The organism is Bradyrhizobium sp. JHI2711 (genome assembly GCF_056156565.1).
In genome coordinates this window covers 77,329-97,516 of sequence record NZ_JBPZPT010000005.1, presented here as the reverse complement: position 1 = coordinate 97,516, position 20,188 = coordinate 77,329, and the positions used below count along the sequence as shown (strand labels likewise).

The following is a 20,188-nucleotide window of genomic DNA, read 5'->3' as shown; positions in this document are numbered from 1 at the left end:
CCACCTGAACAAGACTCCTTGGGGTGGAACGATGTGGGCCTTCTTCGAACGTCTCCTCGACTCGTCCATGCTGTCGCCGCACGGCATCTGCCTGTTGTGGGAGCCTCAGCTGATCTGGCTTCACGTCGTTTCCGACGCCAGCATTGCCGCTGCCTATTTCTCGATCCCGTTCGCCCTCGCTATTCTCGTCACCAAGCGGCGCGACCTCAAGTTCGGCTGGGTCTACTGGGCGTTCGCGATCTTCATCATGGCGTGCGGCCTGACCCACGTGCTGTCGATCTATACGCTCTGGGTTCCGATCTACGGCATCGAGGGCATGCTCAAGGCCGCCACGGCGGTCGCGTCGGTCTTCACCGCCGCCGCGCTCTGGCCGCTGCTGCCGAAGATCCTCACGATCCCCTCGCCGTTCGAGCTGCGACAGGTCCAGGCCGCGCTCGAGGAGGAGGAAATCAAGAGCCGCGACGCCACGCTGCTGCTGCAGCAGGTCCGCGACGCCCAGCGCGCGATGCGCGAGAGCGTGGCGCGCCTCACCGCGATCGTCGAGACCGCGGTCGACGGCGTCATCCTGCTCGATGCGCAGGACCGCATCCTGCTGTTCAATCCGGCCTGCGAGCGCTTGTTCGGCTACCGTGCCGACGAGGTGATGAACCGCAACGTCGGCATGCTGATGCCCGAGGCGGATGCAGGATCCGAGCGCCAGGTGCGGCATTTCGCGACCAGCGGCGAGGCCGTCGGCCTGCGCAAGGACGGCACGACGTTTCCGATGGAGCTGTCGGTCGGCCAGGCGCGGCAGGACGGCGAATTGATCTTCGTCGGCATCGTCCACGACCTCACCGCGCGCAAGCTGACCGAGCAGCAGCTTCAGCAGGCGCAGAAGATGGAGACGGTCGGTCAGCTCTCCGGCGGCATCGCGCATGACTTCAACAATCTGCTGACCGTCATCATCGGCAATGCCGAGCACCTGAGCGAGCAGCTAAAGGCGAGGCCCGACCTCGGGCGCTTTGCCGACGACATCTGCCAATCGGGCGAACGGGGTGCCGAGCTGACGCAGCGCCTGCTCGCCTTCAGCCGCCGCCAATTGCTGCGGCCTCAGACGATCGATTGCCGGAGCCTGCTCGATTCCATGTTCAAGCTGCTCAAGCGCACCTTGCGCGAAGACATCGAGATCAGGACGACCTCCGGGCCCGGCACGATCCTGGCCTTTGCCGACCGCGCCCAGCTCGAATCCGCCGTGCTCAATCTCGCGCTCAACGCGCAGGATGCCATGCCATCGGGAGGCCACCTCACGCTTGCCACGGAGCTGATCACGATCGAGGATGATGACGGTGCCGTTCACCGGGAGGTCGCACCCGGCAGCTACGTCCTGATCGCGGTTACCGATGACGGCGAAGGCATGACGCCCGAGGTCGCCGCTCGCGCGTTCGAGCCGTTCTTCACCACCAAGGAGGTCGGCAAGGGCTCGGGCCTCGGCCTCAGCATGGTCTATGGCTTTGCCAAGCAATCAGGCGGCCATGTCTCGATCTACAGCGAGGCTGGCCTTGGGACCACGGCCAGGATCTACCTGCCGCGCGCGAGCACCGGTAGGTCGCAAGCCGATCTTCCCGACGGCGAGGACACGGCGCCGCGAGGCTACGAGACGGTCCTGATCGTCGAGGACGATCCGTTCGTCCGCTCCTCCGTCATTCGCAGGGTGGAAGCGCTCGGATATCGCGTCGTCGCCGCGGTCAACGGCAAGGATGCCTTGCAGCAGCTGCAGAGCGATCCCGGCATCGACTTGCTGTTCACCGATATCGTGATGCCCGGCGGCATGAGCGGCTGGGAGCTCGCCGATCAGGCGCGGCGGGTGCGTCCCGGCCTGCCGGTCCTGTTCACCTCGGGCTACGCGCTGGAGACCTTGGTCGAGCAGGGCCGCGCGCAGGCGCGAGCGGTCGTGCTGACCAAGCCCTACCGCAAGGTCGAGCTCGCCCAGCGCCTGAGGGATGCATTGGCCGCCGCAGTGGTCCCATCCTAGCATCGCGCCCGAATGCACCTCGGATGATCCAGCAAGTTCGCTTGCTAAATCCAGCCGGTTTTGGCCTATTAGCCGGAAGAATACGCTTTCGGAGTGCCCGCGATGGTTCCTTTTTTCGTTCAGATCAAGTGCAAGCTCGGCCAGTCCTATACGGTGGCCAATGCGCTTGCCGAAGCCGAGATCGCCTCCGAGATCTACTCCACGGCCGGCCAATACGACCTCCTGGTGAAGTTCTACGTCGACAAGGATACCGACATCGGCCACTTCGTGAATGAGAAGGTGCAGGTGCTGCCGGGCATCCAGGACACTCTCACCATCATCACCTTCAAGGCGTTCGGCACCGGCTAAAGCATGATCCGGAAAAGTGCGAAGCGGTTTTCCGGAAAGATCATGCGTAAACAACAACCTAAAGCGCGATGATGATTCATCCCAATCTCATCGCGCTTTAGATCACGCGCAAAACAACGGCCGAAGCGCCGGCAGCGCTAGCCGCCCTCCTTGCGCTTGGGCGGTGTCGGTCCCTGCACCGGCGGCAGCGACTTCAGATAGGCGGCCATCGCGGCGCGGTCTTCCGCGGTAAGTTGCGCCAGATTCTTGATCACCGCCCGCATCGCGCCCGAAGCGCTGTCGCCCTCGGGCAGGTCGCCGGTCTCGAGAAAATCCGCGATATCCTTCTCGCTCCAGTTGCCGATGCCCTGCTGCGTGATGTTGGGCACCCAGCCCTCCCCTTCGGGATTGGGCCCACCGGCAAAGCGCTGGCTGGCGATGATGCCGCCGAGCGCATTGCGCGGGCTGTGGCATTCGGCGCAATGGCCGAAAGCGTTCACGAGATAGGCTCCGCGATTCCATTGCGGCGAGCGCGCGGCGTCCGCGACGAACGGCGCGGTGTCCATGAACAGCAGCTTCCAGATGCCGACATTGCGGCGGATGTTGAACGGAAACGGCAGCGCGTGGTCGCCCACTGTGCCGGACACCGACGGAAGCGTCTTCAGATAGGCAAAGAGATCGCGGACGTCGTCGACACTGGCCAGATGATAGGACGTGTAGGGAAAGGCGGGGAAATAGTGCGTGCCCGTGGGCGAGATGCCGCGCATCACGGCGTTGACGAAATCGGCCTCGCTCCAGCGGCCGATCCCGTAGGCGGGATCGGGGGAAATATTGGGGACGTAGAACGTCCCGAACGGCGAGCCCAGCGCCAGCCCGCCGCCGAGCCGCAGGCGATCGGGCTGATTGGGGGTGGCATGACAGGACGAGCAGCCGCCGGCGTTGAACAGCTCCTGCCCGTTGGCGAGATCGGGGTTGCGTGTCGGCGCCGGCAAGGCCAGCACGGCCGGGGCGGTCAACCACCAATAGAGTGCGAACGCCGCGGCGGCGGCGATCAGGGCGGCAAGGAGCGTTCGTCGCAACATTCGATCATTCCATCGTGAACGCGCGAACTTAAGGGTCATGCCGCGCTCGATCCAACCACGAATATTTTAGACGGCCCGGATGTAATGCCGGAATAAACCGCATGACGCACTGTTTGAAAAGCAATCAGGCGTCAACAGGAGAAAGCCATGACCAAAGCCGTTTTTGCCACACTGGTACTCGGAGCCGCCGTTGCGTTCGCCGCCCCGGCCAGCGCGGAGAAACTGAAGGCGACGCTGGACGGCAAATCCGAAGTCCCCGCCAACACCAGCAGCGCGACCGGAACGGCCGATCTGGACTACGACGCTGCCAGCAAGAAGCTGTCCTGGACCGTCACCTATTCCGGCCTCTCGGGCCCCGCCACCGCCGCGCATTTCCACGGGCCTGCCGAAGCCGGCAAGAACGCCGGCGTCGCGGTCCCGATCCCGAATGCAGCCTCGAGCCCGGTCAAGGGCGAAGCCACGCTCACCGACGCGCAGGCCGCCGATCTGCTCGGCGGCAAGTACTACATCAACATCCATACCGCGGCGAACCCGGCCGGCGAGATCCGCGGTCAGGTGACGAAGTAAAGCGAAAACGCGGGCTTCGTCGCGGAAAGGCCGGACGCAAGGAGGGAGCGTCCGGCCTTTTCGATTCCAAGCAACTTCGTAGCCCGGATGGAGCCAACGGTCGGCGCGAAGCGCCGCCCGTTGGTGCAATCCGGGAGCCCTGCGCGTTGCGGACAGGTCCCCGGATTTCGCTGCGCCCCATCCGGGCTACGACGCTACGACTCTGACCGTGCTCAAGCCGCGTTCAGCGCCTGCGCGAGGTCGGCGATCAGGTCCGACGGGTTCTCGATGCCGATCGACAGCCGGATCGTGGAATCGAGCACGCCGATCTTTTGGCGGATGTCGGCGGGAACGCCGGAATGGGTCATCGTCGCCGGCAGGCTTGCGAGCGATTCCGTGCCGCCAAGGCTCACCGCCAGCTTGAGGATCTGCAGCGCGTTGAGGAATTTCACCGCCGCCTCCTTGCCGCCGACGATGTCGAACGAGAACGTCGAGCCCGCGCCCAGGCATTGCCGCGCGAACACACGGCCGGACAGCGAGCCCTGCTCGTGGTGACCGAGGTAGTGCACCCTGGCGACCTTCGGATGGTCGCGCAGGAAGTCTGCCACGAGCCGCGCATTCGCATCGGCCTTCTCCATCCGCAGGCTGAGCGTCTCGAGCGAGCGGTTGATCATCCAGCACGAATGCGGATCGAGCTGGGTGCCGATGGCGCCGCGCAGCGCCTTGATGCCTTTCATGATCGCCTTCGATCCGAGCGCGGCGCCCGCGATCAGGTCGGAATGACCGCCGACATACTTTGTCAGCGAATACAGCGACAGATCCGCGCCGTGCTCGATCGGCCGCTGAAACACCGGCCCGAGCAGCGTGTTGTCGCAGGCGATGACCGGCGTATGTCCCTGGGCCTTGCCGATGGAATCGGCGATGCGGCGGATCATTGCGATGTCGACGAGGCCGTTGGTCGGATTGGCCGGCGTCTCGATCAGGATCATCGAAACCCGCCCCTTGCCCATGGCCTCCTCCGAGGCCTGCTTGACCGCCGTCTCGTCGATGCCGTCGGCAAAGCCGACGGCGCCGATCGACAGGCGCGCAAGCGTGTTCGTCAGCAGCGTCTCCGTCCCGCCATAGAGCGGCTGCGAGTGCAGGATGACATCGCCCGGGCGAACAAAGGCCAGAATCGTGGTTGCGATGGCCGCCATGCCGGACGAGAACAGCGCGCAACTCTCCGTGCGCTCGTAGATCGCGAGCCTGTCCTCGACGATCTCGCTATTGGGATGATTGAAGCGCGAATAGACCAGGCCGGCGCCCATGCCTTCCGGCGGCTCGCGCCGTCCGGCGACGTAGTCGAAGAAGTCCTGGCCATCCTCGGCGGTCTTGAACACGAAGGTGGAGGTCAGGAACACCGGCGGCTTGATGGCGCCCTCGGACAATTGCGGATCATAGCCATAGGTCAGCATCAGGGTTTCCGGATGCAGCATATGATTGCCGATATGGGTCTTGGAGGGGAACGGTTTTGCCATGGCCTGTCTCGCTGTTGATCGAGGTGCTCGCCGCGCGCTGGGAATCCCGACGTGAGGATGCCGGGAGGAGACTCGTGTGAGCGCACGGCCGTTGGCGCAAGGATAGCCGCTCTCGCGGCAATCCGTCAGGCCTTGCGGACGGAAGTTCCTGCGGGCCGCGGTCAAGAAAAAGGCGGTTGCTTTCGCAACCGCCCTTCTGAAGTCCTTGGTAGCCCGTTAACTGCGCCCGCTATTTCAATTTCACGCGATAGGTTTCGTGACAATCATTGCAGCGGTCGTTGATCGCCGTGTAGGCCGCCTTCAGGCCCGCGACATTGGTGATCTTGCCTTTGGCGTCGGCGATCGCCTTCTGCACCGGCGGGATCTTGGCATCGAAATCGGCCTTGTTCTGCCAGACCTTCGGCGAGGAACCATAGGTCGCGTTGACGACATCCTGCTTGGGATTGATCTCGAAGGTCTTGGCGATCTTGGCAACATCGGCCTCGATGCTGGCGATGGCCTCATCGGCAGCCTTCTTGTCGAAGGGAATATCGCCCTTGCTCATCTTCTGAAGCACGCCATACTGATTCTTGGCGATTGCCCGCATCAGATTGTCCTGCTGGACGGCAATCTCCTGTTGCGCCATGACGGCGCCCGCGCCCAGCACGAGGGCGCCCGCGACAATCATCGTCCGTTTCATTGGTTCGTTTCTCCGGCTCTCGAGACGTTCGGGGAATGAGACTGTCACCGGCTTCGCGCGAAGCCGGGACCCATCATGGGTAGAACCCCGCGCGGCGGGTTTATTCCCGTGCGCGCGGGAAGCGCGGCTTCACAAGCTGTGACGGCGGTGATGCTCGCTGATCGCAACCCACACCCGCTCGGGCGTTGCCGGCATGTCGATGTGGTCGATCTTGTACTCGCGCCAGAGCGCATCGACGATGGCGTTGACCACGGCCGGACAGGAGCCGATCGCGCCGGCCTCGCCGGCCCCCTTCACGCCCATCGGATTGGTCTTGCAGGGCACGTTGTGGGTCTCGAACACGAAGGCCGGCCCGTCCGCCGCGCGCGGCAGCGCATAGTCCATGAAGGTCGCGGTGATGAGCTGCCCGTCGGTCGGTCCATACACCACCTGCTCCATCAAGGCCTGGCCGATGCCCTGCATGGCGCCGCCATGCACCTGGCCGGCCAAGAGCAGCGGATTGAGCGTCTTGCCGAAATCGTCGACGATCACGTAGTTGACGATTTTGATGATGCCGGTCGCCGGATCGATCTCGACCTCGGCAACATGGGTGCCGTTGGGATAAGTGCCGTCGGCGCTGGCAAAGGTCGCGCTGCCGTTCAGCTTCGACGGATCGGCCCCGGGCCGCTTGGCGAGATCGGCAAACGAGATCGAGCGGTCGGTGCCGGCGATCCGCACCACGCCTTCGGAGATTTCGAGGTCGCCCGCGCTGGCTTCCAGCGCCTGCGCCGCGATCTCCTTCAGCCTCGAACCGAGCTCGCGCGTGGCACGTTCGACACTGACGCCGCCGGAGGGGATCGAGGCCGAGCCGCCGGTGCCGAGGCCGGTTGCGATCTCGTCGGTGTCGCCCTGCCGGACATGCACGCGCTCGGGCGCCACGCCGAACTGTTCGGCGACGATCTGCGCATAGGCGGTCTGATGGCCCTGCCCGCTCGATTGCGTGCCGATCAGCACGGTGACGTCGCCATTGGCATCGAGGCGGACGTTGGCCGTCTCTTCACCCATCACGCCGCAAATCTCGACATAGCTCGCAAGCCCGATGCCGCGGATCAGGCCGCCCTTCTTGGCCGCCTTGGCGCGCTTGGGGAATTCCTTCCATTCCGCTATCTCCATCGCGCGCTTCAGGTGCGCGGCGAAGTCGCCGGAATCGTAGACCTTGCCGGTCGCGGTCTTGTAGGGCAGCGCTTTCGGCGGGATGAAATTCTTGCGGCGGATCGCATCCGGCGTCATGTCGAGCTTCCGCGCGCAGGCATCGACGAGGCGCTCGATGACATAGGCAGCTTCGGGCCGGCCCGCGCCGCGATAGGCGTCGACCGGCACGCTGTGGGTGAAGATCGTGCGGACCCGGCAATGGAAGGCCTGGATGTCGTAGAGGCCCGGCAGCATGCCGGCGCCGCCATGCGGGATGTAGGGCCCGAAGGTTGACAGATACGCGCCCATGTCGCCCATGAGGTCGCAATCCATCGCGAGGAACTTGCCGTCCTCGGCCAGAGCCATCTTGGCGGTGGTGACGTTGTCGCGGCCCTGCGCATCGCCCATGAAATGCTCGGAGCGATCGGCCGCCCACTTCACCGCCTTCTTCAGCTTTCGTGCGGCGACCGCCATCAGGGCATATTCCCGATACGGAAACAGCTTTGTGCCGAACCCGCCGCCGACGTCGGGGCAGATCACCCGCATCTTGTCGGTGGGGATGTTGAGCACGTTCTGGCAGAGGATGTCGCGCAGGCGGTGGCTGCCCTGGCTGCCGACCGTTAGCGTCAGATGGTCGCGCTTGGAATCGTATTCGCAGACGGCAGCGCGGGTCTCCAAGAAGCTTGCAACCACGCGCGGATTGACGATGGAGATCTCGGCGACCGCATGCGCTTTCGCGAAGGCAGCTTCCGTCGCCGCTTTGTCGCCGATCGAGACGTCGAACAGCACGTTGCCCGGCTTGTCCGGCCAGACCAAGGCTGCGCCTTTCTTCACGGCGTTGACGACGCCGGTCACCGCGGGCAGCGGCGACCATTTGACCTCGATCGCCTCGATCGCGTCGCGAGCCTGGTCGATGGTCTCGGCGACCACGAAGGCGATGGCGTCGCCGACATGGCGCACCTCGTCCTTGGCCAGGATCGGGTAAGGCGGGCCGGTGAACGGATCGGTCTCGAGGTTGAACAGGCAGGGCAGATTGCCGAGATCCCCGACGTCGTCGGCCGTCAGGATCAGCGCAACGCCCGGCAGGCCGAGCGCGCGGCTCGCATCGATGCTGTATTTGGCATGCGCATGCGGCGAGCGCAGCACCAGGCAGCGGAGCGCGGCCTGCGGCGCGTAATCGTCGGTATAGCGGCCCTTGCCGCGGATGAGCGCGTCATCCTCCTTGCGCAGCACGCTTTGGCCAACGCCGAACTTGATGGGAGCCGCCATTTTATCTTCCCGTTCTCATGGTTGTTTTGTGGGCATATTGCCGTGGAAAAACTGGCAAGGCAAACGGGTTTAGGCGGGCGCAGGGGTCGCAGGTTCAATCGCGCCACGCGTGCCTCACGGGAATGCTCGGCAAGGTCCCAGCGTGATCGTGTGACGTTGACGGCGAGAGCCAAGCGCTCCCACTTAGCTGTTCTCGTGCTCACCCCGAGCTTCAAATAGCTGATGAGCATCGGAGGCCGTGAGCGTCAGCCCGTACAAATCTTTCAGCGTCGAAATGCGTTGCAGCGTCGCAGGCTCGAACGGAGTCTTGCCTTCGAACGAATGCAGGAGAACGCCCTCCAGCAAATCACCGAGGCTCATATCCAGGTATTCGGCGAGGCCCTTCGCGACCTTGAGAATGCGCTTCTCGATCCGAACTCCCGTCTGTACGCGTTGGACTGAATGTTTGTGAGCTTCTGAGTTCATAATGTGTGACCTCGATCGGAAGACGGGGGTTTAGTCGCATCATGCCATTGCCGGACTTGCTCGGGCATCGGTCTCCAGCCCTGCAACTCACGTCCTCAGAGACCAGGTGAATCTTGGATTCGTTCGGACGCCTGCGGGGGTCGACGCTCTGACCGAGGAACGATTGTTGTCACAGAGGCAGAGCCTGGGCGGCCGAGTTGACCGATCCCAATTTGCCTTTTCCGTTCTAGAATGTTACCTTGGTACCACGGTAACATGGGACGCCACCATGAGCAACAGACGTAGCTGCACGGATGCTGCAGAGGTCGCCGAACTGAGCGAGGGCTTCCTCGCGCGTACACTTCCGGGGGCACGTTTCAGCCATCGTGAACATCTGATCGTGACGAGCTACTTGCTCGCCACTGATCCGGCTCGGGACTGGCGGGTCGAACTCCCCGAGATGATCCGCGCCTACAATGTTGCCGCTGGCGGCGTGAACGACGATGTGCGTGGCTATCACCACACGATTACGATGGCTTTCTTGATGATCATCGAAGGAATTCTTGCGGAGGTCGGCCGCCGCGACATTGTCGCCGCCTGCAACGCGGTGCTGGCGTCCCCGGCAACCGAAAAGGATGTACTCTTACGTTTCTGGAGCCGCGAAGCGCTGTTCTCGCGGGAGGCCCGGCACGGCTGGATTGAGCCAGACCTTGCCGAGTTCAACCCGCGCGCGGCAGGTCATATGCCGGCGTGAGGATCGTCGATTACTCACATCCCGCGGCTCAACAGATACCTCGTACTATCTCTGAGCGCATCGATCTCCCGCCCAGGTGCGAGATAGTTGATCTCGGCGCGCGTCAGGCCGATGTCCATCAGCTCCCTGTCGCTCAGATCCAGCAAACTGCACCGCGGGTGCAGGCGCCACTTCCCAAGAGCAGACCAATATCGCTTGAGCAGGCCCAGGAGGCTTTGCGCCGGCGCGGCTGCGGCAGCTTCTCTCCCCGACAAGGCTTGGCCCGGCGTTGCAACGGACACGTTGAGACGAGCCGCTGCCGCCAGAACCTCGTCCATGGCCTGCTTCGCGAGCGCAATGGATCGATCGAGGCGAAGCACTGCGGCATCGTGCTCGGCCTCGGATGAAATGCTGGTCAGTTGTGGTGGCATCGGACGCTCCTGCTGTTGAGCCGGCAGGGAGCGTGGCCAAACAAAAGGCCCCGTCCGATGCCGGCGGGGCCTGGTGGAAAAGATGTCGTCGAAATCCTAGCGCACGACTCCTCCCACCGCCCAGCCGAAGCGGGTGATGTGATTGCTGGAGACTTTGCGCGAGCATTTGATCATGAGCGACTCCTACCACCGCAATCGCGCAAAATCAAGAGATGTGCCGATGTTGGCTGCAGCCTGGAGGCGAATGCCGTGCTCTCTAGCCACGCAGCAGCGAGACCAGCCACTTGCGGCCGAACAGCACGAGGATCGCGAGCGCGTAGACGATCGTGCCGCCGACGGCGAGCAGGACCAGCATCAACTCATCCCGGAAGTGCATCGCGCCCAACCAGGGGCCGCTGAAACGTGCAATCAGCCAGAACGCGGCGGCGAGGATGAGGCCGCTTAGCAAGAACTTGGCGAGCGACAGCAGCCAGGCGCGGTCGAGCACGAGAAAGCCGCGCCGCACAGCGAAGAACAGCACCAGCAAGAGATTGGTCCAGACGCCGACGGCGGTCGCCAGCGCGAGACCGATCTGGGCGAGCGATCCCATCAAGGCAACCTTCAGCGCGACGTTGACGGCGATGCCGGTCAGCGACGCGCGGACCGGCGTTGCGGTATCCTTGCGGGCATAGAAGGTCGCGACCGCACTGCGGATCAGCACGAACGGGATGAGGCCGATGGCATAGGCCGCGAGCGTCGCACCGGCGGCGGCGGCATCGGCCTTGGAGAACGCACCGCGGGCGAACAGTGCGCGCATGATCGCATCGGGCACGGTGAGGAAGGCCGCGACGAACGGGATCGAGAACAGCAGCGTGAAATCGAAGGCACGGCGCTGCGCGCTCAGCGCACCGTCGTGGTCGTTTGCGGTGATCCGCCGCGACATCTCCGGCAGCAGCACCGTGCCGATGGCGATGCCGATGACGCCGATCGGCAGCTGGTTGAGCCGGTCGGCATAATAGAGCGCCGACAGCGCACCGGCGGGCAGGAACGTCGCAATGATGGTGTCGGCGAACAGCGCGAGCTGCGTGCCCATCGAGCCCAGCGTCGCAGGTCCGAGCGCTTTGAAGAAGCCGCGAACGTCCTCATCAAGCTTCAAGGGCGCAAAGCGCGGCAGGCCGCCATGGCGGGCGAGATCGCCCGCGAGCAGGAAATATTGCAGGAAGCCGGAGATCAGCACGCCCCAGGCCGCGGCATGGCCTGCGGTCGGAAACCAGACGGCAACCGCCAGCGTCATCATCATCGCGACGTTGAGGAAGATCGAAGCGGCCGCGGCGCTGGCAAAGCGCTGCATCACGTTGAGCATGCCGCCATAGAGCGTCACCAGCGTGATCAAGAGCAGATAGGGAAAGGTGATGCGGGTCAACTCGATCGCGAGCTTGCGCTGCTCGGCATCCTCACCAAAGCCTGGCGCCAGGATGCTCATGGCCTGCGGCATGAACAGCCAGGCGGCGATCAGCAGCACCACCTGCGAGGCCAGGAGCAGCGTGAAGATGCGGTCGGCGAATAGCTTTGCCGCCGCCTCCCCCTTCTCGCCATGGACATGGGCATAGGCCGGCACCCAGGCGGCGTTGAAGGCGCCCTCGGCGAAGATCGCGCGGAAATGGTTGGGAAGCCGCAGCGCCACGAAAAAGGCGTCGGCCACCGGCCCGGCACCGAGGATCGCCGCGAGCATGATGTCGCGGGCAAACCCCGTCAGCCGCGACAGCAGCGTGTAACCACCGACCGTGAAGATGCGTCCGAGCATGCGGATTGTTGTAGAGACTTATCGGACGGAGGTCGATGCATCTTGCGATGCGCATTACTGCGCCCTCTCCCCTTGCGGGAGAGGGCAGCACCGCAGGCAGATACAGACTCAATCGGGTGAGGGGTATCTCTCAGCGCATGCCGTACGGAGAGAGACCCCTCACCCGGCTTCGCTTCGCGAAGCCAACCTCTCCCGCAAGGGGAGAGGATAAGAAATTAGCCCGCCAGCGCGCCGCTGATAGCGGCGATGATTCGCTCCTGATCGGCCTCGGTCAGGTAGGCATGCATCGGCAGGCTGATGACGTCCTGCGACAGGCTCTCGCAACCGAGCAATCCGCCCTCGGCGACCGGGTACTGTTTGTAGGCGGTCTGCTGGTGCATCGACTTGCCGTAATAGATCGCGGTCGGCACTCCCTGGGCTTTCAGCGCGGCAGCGAAGCCGTCGCGGTCGATACCCTTGGGAAGACGAATGGTGTACTGCGCCCAGACTGAGGTATTGCCCGGCGCGATGCGCGGCACGGTGACCACGTTGGACAGGCCACGCGCATAGCGCTCCGCGACCCTGTTGCGGGCGGCGATCTCGTCGTCAAAAATCTTCAGCTTCTCGATGAGGACCGCGGCCTGCATAGTGTCGAGCCGGCCGGTCAGGCCGAGGCGGACGTTGTCGTATTTGTCGACGCCCTGCCCGTGCACGCGGATGCTGCGCAAGGTGGCGGCGAGCTCGTCGTCATCGGTGAAGATGGCGCCGCCGTCGCCGAAGCAGCCGAGCGGCTTTGCCGGGAAGAAGCTGGTCGCAGTGGCGTGGCCGAGGGTGCCGAGCTTGCGCCCCTTGTAGCTCGCGCCAAAGCCTTGCGCGGCGTCGTCGAGCACGAACAGGCCCTCGGCCCTGGCGATCTCGGCGATGGCATCGTGATCGGCGGGCTGGCCGAACAAATCGACCGGAATCACCGCGACGGGCTTGAGACCGGCCTTGCGAGCGGTGGCGATGCCGCGCTTGAGCGATTCCGGGCTCATGTTGAAGGTGGTCTCGTCGACGTCGACATAGACCGGCGTCGCGCCGGTCCGCGCCACCGGCGAGGCGGTCGCGATGAAGGTAAAGGACGGACACAGCACGGCATCGCCGGGCCCGACATTCCTGGCCATCATCACCATCAGGATGGCGTCGGTGCCGCTGGCGCAGCCGATCACGTGCTTGGCGCCTGAGTAGGCCGCAAGCTGCTTCTCGAGCTCGAAGACCTCCGGCCCGTTGACGAACTGGCAATGGTCCATCACGCGCTTCACGGCCGCATCGAGCGAGGCGCCGAGCCGGCGGCGCTGCGAGGCGACGTCGATGAAGGGAATGGGTTCGGAACGCAAGTGCTGGTTCATGACGCCTTGTGACGTTTGAGCGGTCGACATGGAAGGGATCAGCCGGCGACGCGGCGCGGCCCCTTGCGCGCGGGTGACGTCGCCGCAGGACGCGAGGGCCTCTCCAGGCATTGCGTGGCGATCTCGAGGCTGGCGACGCCCTCGTCGCCCGTCACCGCCGGCGTCTCGCCGTTGCGTACTGCCTTCAAGAACGCGATCAGCTCGGCGCGAAGCGGCTCGTCATGGCCGACCGGCAGATGCCGCATCGAGTAGCTGCCGTCCGGCTTGAAGCCGAAGCATTCGGTGACCTGGCGCGTCAAGAGATCGCCCATCACGTATTTGCCGCGCGTTGCGACCGTGACGCTGCGCGCCTTGAACGGCGTCAGCCAGTTGGTGTTGATGTGGGCGAGCACGCCGCTCTCGGTGCGGAACTGCAAGAGCGCGATGTCCTCGCGCTCGGCGACCGCGCTCGACAATTGCGGCTGCACCTCGACGATGTCGGATTCGGTGAACCAGCGGATCAAATCGATGTCGTGCACGGCAAGATCGATGACGACGCCGACATTGGACATGCGCGGCGGGAACGGGCCGACGCGGGTGATCGCGATGGAGAGAATGTCCTCGCCCGCGATCGCCTGCTTGACCGCGGCGACCGCCGGATTGAAGCGCTCGACATGGCCGATCATCAGCGTGACGCCCGCCTTGTGCGCGGCGGCGACGATCTCGCGGCCCTCTTCCACCGTGGATGCGATCGGCTTTTCGACCAGCACATGGATGTTCTTGGCGATGCATGCGAGCGCGACCTCGTGATGCAGATGGGTCGGTGCCGCGATGGTGACGGCATCGACGCCTTCGGCGAACAGCTGGTCAAGCGTCTCGAAGCTTTCGCAATTGGCGAGCTCCGTGGCCCGCGCACGATGCGCCGGCGAGGGATCGACGACGCCGACGAGGCTGACGCCGGGCAGGCCGCTGAGCACGCGCGCATGGTTGCTGCCCATCACGCCCGCGCCAATGACACCGACGCGCAAGCCGGCCTTTGCCGGTGCAGATCCCCTGGAAGTCATCTGAGCAAACCCCGATTCAACGCAAATCCCCGGGCCGCTTCTAGCACGGACGCCACATTTGTGGCGAATGCCGCCCTGGCGGGCCGGACACGATTTGATTCAAAAAGTTACACGTTCCCCGGGCCTTAGGCCGAAAGAGATACCGCTTCTCGGCCCGGGTCGCGTGATTCGGAGTTTGCTGGTTACGACCTTTGATAGTCGTCTTCAATCCGGATGATGTCGTCTTCCCCCAGATAGCTTCCAGTCTGGACCTCGATCAGCTCCAGCTGGATCTTGCCGGGATTCTCCATCCGGTGGACGGCGCCCATCGGGATGTAGATCGACTCATTCTCGTGCACCGTCTTCACGGTCTCGTTGACGGTGACCTGCGCCGTGCCGCGGACCACGATCCAGTGCTCGGCACGATGATGGTGCTTTTGCAGCGACAGCCGCCCGCCCGGCTTCACCACGATGCGCTTGACCTGGTGGCGCTCGCCATTGTCGACGGATTGATAGCTGCCCCAGGGCCGGTGCACCTTGAGATGCTCTTCGGTGACTTTCGGCGCGACCGACTTCAATTTCGTCACGAGGCGCTTCAGCCCGTTGGCATCCTTCTGCCGCGAGACCAGCACCGCGTCCGCGGTCGCGACGACGACGAGATCGTCGACGCCTTCGAGCGCGACCAGCGCGGAATCCGTGGTGACGTTGCAATTGCGGGAATCCTCGAACACGGCGGTGCCGTGCGCGGCATTGCCTTGCGCGTCCTTCTCCGACAGCTCCCACACCGCATGCCATGAGCCGACGTCGGACCAGCCGCACGACACCGGCACGACGGCGGCGCGCGAGGTCTTCTCCATCACCGCATAGTCGATTGAGATCGCCTTGGCCGCGCCGAACGCCTCGGGCTCCAGCGTGACGAAGCCGAGATCGCGGCCGGCATTGTTGACGGCATTGGTGACGGCCTCGACGCTTGCCGCATCGACCCTGCGATATTCGTCGAGCAGCACGCTCGCCGGGAACATGAAGTTGCCGCTGTTCCAGAGATAGCCCGAATTGACGTAGTCGGAGGCCTTCACCGCATCCGGCTTCTCGACGAAGCGCGCAACCGCCTGCACCTCGCCCGAGATCACCTCGCCCGGATTGATGTAGCCGTATTCGGTGGCCGGCCGCTCCGGCTTGACGCCGAAGGTGACGATGCGCCCGGCATTCGCGGCGGTGAGGCCCTCGCGACAGGCGGCGACGAAGGCGGCATTATTCTGCACGACGTGATCGGCGGCGAGCGCGAGCACGATCGCCTCGCTGGCGCGGTTCTGCGCGAACACCGCGCCGGCCGCGATGGCAGGGCCGGAATCGCGCCGCATCGGCTCGAGGATCACGTCGGCCTCGATGCCGATCTCGGCGAGCTGCTCCAGCACCATGAAGCGATAGGAGGCGTTGGTGATGACGATCGGCCGGTCGAACAAAGAGGGATCGGACACGCGCAGCAGCGTGTCCTGGAACGTCGAGCGCGTGCCGAACAGCGGCAGGAACTGCTTGGGCCGAACCTCGCGCGAAGCGGGCCACAGCCGCGTGCCGGCACCGCCGCACATGATCAGGGGGATTATGCGTTTGTCCATCGTGATCTCAAACCTTGAAATGGTCCCGATACCAGGTGACGAAGTTATGAACCCCATGCTCGATCGGCGTTGACGGTGCAAAGCCGGTGTCGCGCGAGAGATCCTCGACATCCGCGAACGTTTCCAGCACATCTCCCGGCTGCATCGGCAGCAATTCTTTGATCGCCGTCCGGCCCAGCTCCCGCTCCAGAAGACCGACGACGTGCATCAGTTCCTCCGGATGATGATTGCCGACATTGTAGAGCTTTGACGGCGCATTTGCGGCAGCCGGATCGTCCGCAGGCACGAGATCGATCAGCTTGGACACGACGCGCGTCACATCGTCGATATAGGTGAAATCGCGGCGCATTTTGCCATGGTTGAAGAGCCGGATCGGCTTGCCGGCCATGATGGCGCTCGCGAACAGAAACATGGCCATGTCGGGGCGGCCCCATGGCCCGTAGATGGTGAAGAACCGCAGCCCCGTGACCGGCAGGCGATAAAGATGGCTGTAGGACTGCGCCATCACCTCGTTCGCCTTCTTGGTCGCGGCGTAGAAGCTGACCGGATGGTCGGTGCGGTCCGCAACCGCAAATGGCAGTTTTGTGTTGGCGCCGTAAACGGAGGATGACGAGGCGTAGACCAGATGACCGCAGCCTTTGTTGCGGCAGCCCTCCAGCACGTTGAGAAAGCCGACGAGATTGGAATCGGCGTAGGTCTGCGGCTGCTCGATCGAGTAGCGCACGCCGGCCTGCGCGGCCAGATGCACGACTTTGGCAAAACGATGTTGCGCGAACAGCGCCGCCATGGTCTCGCGGTCGGCGAGATCGGCCTCGATGAACGAGAAGCGCGGCTGGTCCCGGAGCAGAGCAAGGCGCGCTTTCTTCAGCGCCGGATCGTAATAGCTGTTGAGATTGTCGAGCCCGACGACGGCGCGACCTTCGCCCAGGAGCTGCCGGGCGACGTGGAAGCCGATGAAGCCGGCCGCACCCGTGACCAAAATCGCCTGATCCGTCATCCTGTTCCCTGGGTGATCCCTCGCCCGATCCTGTCTAGCCGCCACCTCGACGGGGTCGCAATAGGCTCCCCGCTCCTTCACGCGATCTCCTCACGGCGTCCTTAACGACGGCTCCTCAACGACGCCTCCTTAACGACGCCTCCTTAACGACGCCTCCTTAACGACGGCTATTGCAAGATCGGCGCCAAAACCATACCAAAGCGGCCGAATTCGGCGCCTCGCGTCGGGTTGCCTCCAAATCTTAGCAAACCCTGTTCATGCGGACGAGATGCGCCGAATCCTGTTGTCGACGGCCAAGATCCTGATTTCCGCGGCGCTGCTCTATCTGGCGCTGCGCAAGGTCGACCTGTCCGAGCTGTTTTCCCGATTCACCCTGACCAGCCTGTTCTGGCTCGGTGTGGCGATCGCGGTCACGTTCCTGCAGATCTTCGTCGGCGTGCTGCGCTGGCGCGAGATCAGCGCCGCCTGCGGCGCGCCGCTCGAGCTCGGCCGCGCCATGCGATACAACGTGATCGGCTCGTTCTTCAACCAGACGCTGCCGTCGGCGATCGGCGGCGATGCGGTGCGCCTGTGGCTGGTCGCCCGCGCCGGCGCGGGCTGGCGCACGGCGACCTACTCGATCTTTGTCGACCGCGCCATTGGCCTAGTCGCGCTCGCGATCTTGATCGTCGCCAGCCTGCCCTGGAGCTACACCCTCATCACCGATCCGCACGGTCGCTCGGCACTGCTGCTCGTCGACCTCCTGGCGCTCGCCGGCGGCCTCGGCTTCATGATCTTCGGCGCGCTGAAATGGCGCTGGCTGAAGACCTGGTGGGCAACGCATCACATCCACGCCTGCGCCGTCATCGCCAATCGCGTGATCTTCAGCGGCACCCGCGGCCCCGTCGTCGCGATCCTGTCGGTCCTCGTTCACGTGCTCGCCGTCGTCATCGCCTGGTGCGTCGTGCAGTCGATTGGGGCCCCGGTTCGCTTCAGCGACGTCTTTCTGCTCGTGCCGCCGGTGATGCTGATCACGATGATGCCGATCTCGATCGCCGGCTGGGGCGTGCGTGAGGCCACGATGAGCCTTGCGTTCGGTTTCGCGGGACTTTCCGCCAACGAGGGCGTCAACGTCTCGCTGCTGTTCGGCGCCGTGTTCTTCCTGGTCGGGGCAGTCGGCGGCCTGGTCTGGATCCTCAGCGCCGAGAAAGCCGCGCAAGGGTCGGCCCCGATCGGAGTGCCGGAGTGAATTCGGCTGCCGATGCGCTCGCCGGCGCGGCCCTGCTGCTTGCCGTTGCGGCGGCCGCGCTGATCTCGGCGCTCGTGACCTGGACCAGCCGCCCCCTGCTGCAGCGCTACGCGCTGGCGCGGCCGAATGCGCGGTCCTCCCATCGCGTCCCGACCCCGCAGGGCGCCGGCATCGCGGTGATCGCCGCGACGCTGATCGTTGCCTCGCTGTGGGGGGTCTCCGCCAATGTCGCGATCCCGCCGGCGCTGGTCGCTGCGACAATCGTGATCGCGCTGGTCGGCTTCGTCGACGACATCGTATCGCTGCCCGTGCTGGTGCGCCTGGTGCTGCAGGCCGCCTGCGTCGGCGCCGTGGTGTTCACCGCCCCCGACACCGCGCGCATCGTGCCGGCGCTGCCGCTCGCGCTGGAGCGCGGCCTCATCGTCCTTGCCGGCGTCTGGTTCGTGAACCTCGTCAACTTCATGGACGGGCTCGACCTGATGACGGTGGCGGAAGTCGTTCCGATCACCGCTGCGCTGCTGCTGCTGGGAATGCTCGGGGATCTCCCATGGCCGGCCGTGCTGATCGCCACCGCGCTGTGCGGCGCCATGCTCGGCTTTGCGCCGTTCAACCGTCCTGTCGCAAAAGTCTTCCTGGGCGATGTCGGCAGCCTGCCGATCGGCCTCCTGCTCGGCTGGTGCCTGCTCGAGCTCGCCTGGCACGGACAAGCGGCTGCGGCGCTGCTGCTGCCGGCCTACTACCTCGCCGATGCCACCACCACGCTGTTTCGGCGCATCGCGCGCCGCGAGCCGTTCTGGTCGGCGCACCGTTCGCATTTCTATCAGCGCGCGACCGACAACGGTTTCTCGGTGTCCCGGGTGAGCGGCGAAGTCTTCCTGCTTAACCTCGTGCTCGCAGGGCTGGCGATCCTCGCCGTTCGCGCCGCGACGGTGGCCGTCACGCTGCCCGCGCTGATCGCCGGCGCGATCGCGGTCGCCCTCCTGCTGCGCCGCTTCTCCCGCCCTCAGGCGTCCTGAGCCGACACGGCGAGCCGCAGCCCCTCATCGAGCGAAACCTCCGGCCGCCAGCCGGTCGCGAGCGCCTTGGAGACGTCGAGCTCAAGCGAGCCGATCAGGCTGTCATGCATGTCCTGCCGGCCGATCATTCGGAAAAGCGCGCTGAGCAGGCCCGGCGGCACGCCGAACAGTCGCGGGCGCTTGCCGGAGGCCTTAGCCAGACGCGCGATGAATTCGGGCGTCGAGAACTGCTCGCTGTCGGCGAGCAGGAATATCTCGAAATGGCCGGCCGCATCTGGATGAGCGAGCCGGTGCAGGATGAAGGACGATAGGTTGTGCACGGCAAGGAAGGCGCGGCGATTGCGGATCGCGGCGAACGGCAACGGCACCCCAAGGTTCATCGCGCGCGTCAACAGAGCGAAACTTCCCTTGGCGCTCGCGCCATAGACCATGGGCGGCCTGATCACGGAGATCTTCATGTCGCTCTCGCCCGCGAGCGTCCTCAGGCCTGCCTCGGCCGCCGCCTTGGACGTCCCGTAGAGGCCGCGCGGCGTCGGGACGTCGTTCTCGCTGAACGGGGCCCTGCCCTCGTTGCTGCGGCCATGCACCAGCACGGTGCTGATGAAGATGAAATGGCGCACGCCCGCCCTCGCCGCGCAGCGCGCCAGGTGCACCGTGCCGGCGGTGTTGACGTCCTGGTAGAGCTGGGCTGCATGCTCCTCGCGCCTGTGATGCACGCGCGCGGCAAGGTGAACCACCGCCTCCACCCCCTCGAGCGCGGCCTGCCAGTCGGTGTCGCGGCCGATCGATTCGATCACGACCTCGCCGTCGATGCCCTGCCGCTTGCGGACGACGGGGCGGACCGACCATCCCTTGCGCACCAGCGCCTGCCCGAGGTGACGGCCGATGAAGCCGCTCGCTCCTGTCACCAGCACGACCGGTTTGCGTTCGCTCATCGTCGCTCCCCGAGC

Annotated in this window: 18 protein-coding genes; 6 read left to right on the top strand and 12 right to left on the bottom strand. The window is 64.8% G+C overall.

Features of this window, described 5'->3' with window-relative positions; translation table 11 throughout:
* Positions 1-31 precede the first annotated feature (31 nt).
* Both ACTEK7_RS31110 and ACTEK7_RS31105 read left to right on the top strand, forming a co-directional pair.
* Positions 32-2,011, top strand: a complete 1,980-nt coding sequence (locus ACTEK7_RS31110) for a PAS domain S-box protein (RefSeq protein WP_225148289.1) — start codon at positions 32-34, stop codon at positions 2,009-2,011.
* A gap of 102 nt (positions 2,012-2,113) precedes the next feature.
* Complete coding sequence (locus tag ACTEK7_RS31105) at positions 2,114-2,359, top strand: Lrp/AsnC ligand binding domain-containing protein (RefSeq protein ID WP_018642903.1); 246 nt, start codon at positions 2,114-2,116, stop codon at positions 2,357-2,359.
* A gap of 137 nt (positions 2,360-2,496) precedes the next feature.
* On the opposite strand, the gene ACTEK7_RS31100 is transcribed toward ACTEK7_RS31105, so the two are convergent.
* Positions 2,497-3,420: a c-type cytochrome gene (locus ACTEK7_RS31100; RefSeq protein WP_036015538.1), complete on the bottom strand. Its 924-nt coding sequence runs from the start codon at positions 3,418-3,420 to the stop codon at positions 2,497-2,499.
* A 147-nt stretch (positions 3,421-3,567) separates the two neighbouring features.
* Between ACTEK7_RS31100 and ACTEK7_RS31095 the strand changes: the two genes are divergently transcribed.
* The gene (locus tag ACTEK7_RS31095; protein WP_036015536.1) at positions 3,568-3,987 is read left to right on the top strand and encodes a CHRD domain-containing protein; all 420 of its coding nucleotides are present in this window, start codon (positions 3,568-3,570) and stop codon (positions 3,985-3,987) included.
* A gap of 212 nt (positions 3,988-4,199) precedes the next feature.
* Here the strand turns inward: ACTEK7_RS31095 and ACTEK7_RS31090 are convergent, their stop codons facing one another.
* The 4 genes from ACTEK7_RS31090 to ACTEK7_RS31075 all read right to left on the bottom strand — a co-directional run bounded on the left by ACTEK7_RS31090 (position 4,200) and on the right by ACTEK7_RS31075 (position 9,066).
* Positions 4,200-5,483 carry a cystathionine gamma-synthase family protein gene (locus ACTEK7_RS31090; protein WP_109143142.1) on the bottom strand — a complete coding sequence of 428 codons (1,284 nt, stop codon included), beginning with the start codon at positions 5,481-5,483 and terminating at the stop codon, positions 4,200-4,202.
* 229 nt (positions 5,484-5,712) lie between these two features.
* The gene (locus ACTEK7_RS31085) at positions 5,713-6,162 is read right to left on the bottom strand and encodes a cytochrome c (RefSeq protein WP_057028751.1); all 450 of its coding nucleotides are present in this window, start codon (positions 6,160-6,162) and stop codon (positions 5,713-5,715) included.
* 129 nt (positions 6,163-6,291) lie between these two features.
* The gene (locus tag ACTEK7_RS31080) at positions 6,292-8,601 is read right to left on the bottom strand and encodes a xanthine dehydrogenase family protein molybdopterin-binding subunit (RefSeq protein WP_225148288.1); all 2,310 of its coding nucleotides are present in this window, start codon (positions 8,599-8,601) and stop codon (positions 6,292-6,294) included.
* Positions 8,602-8,784: 183 nt separating this feature from the next.
* On the bottom strand, positions 8,785-9,066 hold the full coding sequence (locus ACTEK7_RS31075) for a hypothetical protein (protein ID WP_036015526.1): 282 nt from the start codon (positions 9,064-9,066) through the stop codon (positions 8,785-8,787).
* 268 nt (positions 9,067-9,334) lie between these two features.
* On the opposite strand from ACTEK7_RS31075, the gene ACTEK7_RS31070 reads away from it, so the two are divergent.
* A complete protein-coding gene (locus ACTEK7_RS31070) occupies positions 9,335-9,799 on the top strand; it encodes a hypothetical protein (RefSeq protein ID WP_225142551.1) in 465 nt (154 codons plus the stop codon).
* Between the two features lie 14 nt (positions 9,800-9,813).
* Here the strand turns inward: ACTEK7_RS31070 and ACTEK7_RS31065 are convergent, their stop codons facing one another.
* The 6 genes from ACTEK7_RS31065 to ACTEK7_RS31040 all read right to left on the bottom strand — a co-directional run bounded on the left by ACTEK7_RS31065 (position 9,814) and on the right by ACTEK7_RS31040 (position 16,994).
* On the bottom strand, positions 9,814-10,209 hold the full coding sequence (locus tag ACTEK7_RS31065; protein ID WP_225148287.1) for a YjiS-like domain-containing protein: 396 nt from the start codon (positions 10,207-10,209) through the stop codon (positions 9,814-9,816).
* Positions 10,210-10,465: 256 nt separating this feature from the next.
* The gene (gene murJ, locus ACTEK7_RS31060) at positions 10,466-11,992 is read right to left on the bottom strand and encodes a murein biosynthesis integral membrane protein MurJ (RefSeq protein ID WP_225148286.1); all 1,527 of its coding nucleotides are present in this window, start codon (positions 11,990-11,992) and stop codon (positions 10,466-10,468) included.
* Positions 11,993-12,207: 215 nt separating this feature from the next.
* Positions 12,208-13,359, bottom strand: coding sequence for a DegT/DnrJ/EryC1/StrS family aminotransferase (locus tag ACTEK7_RS31055; RefSeq protein ID WP_225148310.1), 1,152 nt, complete (start codon positions 13,357-13,359; stop codon positions 12,208-12,210).
* 38 nt (positions 13,360-13,397) lie between these two features.
* Positions 13,398-14,402, bottom strand: a complete 1,005-nt coding sequence (locus ACTEK7_RS31050) for a Gfo/Idh/MocA family protein (RefSeq protein ID WP_036032059.1) — start codon at positions 14,400-14,402, stop codon at positions 13,398-13,400.
* A gap of 182 nt (positions 14,403-14,584) precedes the next feature.
* Positions 14,585-15,997 (bottom strand): mannose-1-phosphate guanylyltransferase/mannose-6-phosphate isomerase, encoded by a 1,413-nt coding sequence (locus ACTEK7_RS31045; RefSeq protein ID WP_225148285.1) that lies wholly within the window; start codon positions 15,995-15,997, stop codon positions 14,585-14,587.
* A gap of 7 nt (positions 15,998-16,004) precedes the next feature.
* Positions 16,005-16,994, bottom strand: a complete 990-nt coding sequence (locus tag ACTEK7_RS31040) for an SDR family NAD(P)-dependent oxidoreductase (protein ID WP_225148284.1) — start codon at positions 16,992-16,994, stop codon at positions 16,005-16,007.
* Positions 16,995-17,262: 268 nt separating this feature from the next.
* Here ACTEK7_RS31040 and ACTEK7_RS31035 point away from each other — a divergent pair, with 268 nt between their 5' ends.
* Positions 17,263-18,222 carry a lysylphosphatidylglycerol synthase transmembrane domain-containing protein gene (locus ACTEK7_RS31035; protein WP_225148283.1) on the top strand — a complete coding sequence of 320 codons (960 nt, stop codon included), beginning with the start codon at positions 17,263-17,265 and terminating at the stop codon, positions 18,220-18,222.
* Complete coding sequence (locus ACTEK7_RS31030) at positions 18,219-19,238, top strand: MraY family glycosyltransferase (protein WP_225148282.1); 1,020 nt, start codon at positions 18,219-18,221, stop codon at positions 19,236-19,238. Before ACTEK7_RS31035 ends, ACTEK7_RS31030 begins: the two co-directional genes overlap by 4 nt.
* Here ACTEK7_RS31030 and ACTEK7_RS31025 read toward each other — a convergent pair.
* Complete coding sequence (locus tag ACTEK7_RS31025; RefSeq protein WP_225148281.1) at positions 19,226-20,173, bottom strand: NAD-dependent epimerase/dehydratase family protein; 948 nt, start codon at positions 20,171-20,173, stop codon at positions 19,226-19,228. The genes ACTEK7_RS31030 and ACTEK7_RS31025 overlap by 13 nt on opposite strands.
* Between the last annotated feature and the right edge of the window lie 15 nt (positions 20,174-20,188).